At 73.2% G+C, this 1,285-nt stretch carries 1 protein-coding gene; it reads left to right on the forward strand.

The window, feature by feature from the left end; all coding sequences use genetic code 11:
• The first annotated feature begins 513 nt into the window (after positions 1-513).
• A complete protein-coding gene (locus ACFU7Y_RS44030; RefSeq protein WP_224282240.1) occupies positions 514-1,233 on the forward strand; it encodes an SDR family NAD(P)-dependent oxidoreductase in 720 nt (239 codons plus the stop codon).
• The last annotated feature ends 52 nt before the right edge of the window (positions 1,234-1,285 follow it).

The following is a 1,285-nucleotide window of genomic DNA, read 5'->3' on the forward strand; positions in this document are numbered from 1 at the left end:
GGCCGCTGCCTGAGCGGCCGGGCCCCTTCGCGCCCCGGTGGCGTGCCCGAGGGCCCGCGCGGGGACGGAACCGAACGGCGCACGACTCCGGGGCCGGCCGCAACCGGGGACGGCCGCTCAAAGCGTCCCTGGCCCGCCAGAACCCCGGCGTCGTGCGCGGCGGCCGTCGAGACCGACGACCGTTCCCGGGGCCCGCCGGAGCCCCGTCGGCGACAGCCCGGTGGAAGCGCGGGAACACGTTGCCGTTCAGCGTGTCCCCGCCCATCGGAAAAACTGCCGCACTACCAACCTAAGACGTATCAGGGTGCGAGAAGTTACGCCCGGGGGGTGTGAGCTGCCTCTCGCCACGCTCCGTGTGCACGTCGTACCACGCCCATATCACACGTTCACTCGTGCGGGACGTCACCCTCCCCGCAGTCACGGCAACCGAGCGTGATAGGAATCGTGGCATTCCGGTACGGACCGTCGCGCACATTCGCAGCGCGACGGCGGGACTGGGGAGGGAGTGGGCAGATGTCCAGGAACGTCGTCGTCACCGGCGGTGGCACGGGAATCGGGTACGAAGTCGCGCGTCGGTTCGTCGAGGCAGGCGACCACGTGGTGATCGTGGGCCGCCGCCGGGAGGTCCTGGAGAAGGCCGCGGCCGACCTCGGGCCGAACGTCACCCCGCTGGTGTGCGACCTCGCCGATCCGGACGCCGTCGAGGCCGCGCTCGCCGACCTGCCCGAGCGGATCGACGTCCTGGTCAACAACGCCGGCAGCCGGGAGACCGTGGTCGGCGGCGGGCCGCACGCCCTGCTGGCGCGCTGGCGCGGCGACTTCGAGCGCAACGTGCTGACCGTGGTGCTGCTCACGGAGTCGGTCCGCGACCGGCTCACCCCGGGCTCCGGCCGGGTGGTCACCATCAGCTCCATCGCCGCCCTGCGCGGGGCCGGCTCGTACGGTGCGGCGAAGGCCTCGCTGCACGCCTGGAACCACTTCCTGGCCGCCCAGTTGGGCACCTCGGGCATCACCGCCAACATCGTCGCGCCGGGTACGGTCGCGGGTACCGAGTTCTTCGGGCCGCGGCTGGACGAGGCCGAGGTCGCCCGCCGGGCCGCCCGCACCCTGCTCGGGCGGATCGGCGAGACCGGCGAGGTCGCCGCGGCGGTGCACTTCCTGGCCTCGCCCGAGGCCGGCTTCATCACCGGCGAGATCCTGCACTGCAACGGCGGTGAGCTGCTGGGGCGTTGAGGCCCCGGAGTGCCCCGTTCGCGTGAGGGCCCCGGACCGGTACCGGCGGTAC

Origin of the sequence: Kitasatospora sp. NPDC057542 (assembly GCF_042801945.1) — a bacterium.
GTDB lineage: Bacteria > Actinomycetota > Actinomycetes > Streptomycetales > Streptomycetaceae > Kitasatospora.

Bases quoted from the DNA above. Each gene is read 5' to 3' on its own strand.
- ACFU7Y_RS44030 (WP_224282240.1), top strand. From the start codon at position 514: ATGTCCAGGAACGTCGTCGTCACCGGCGGTGGCACGGGAATCGGGTAC.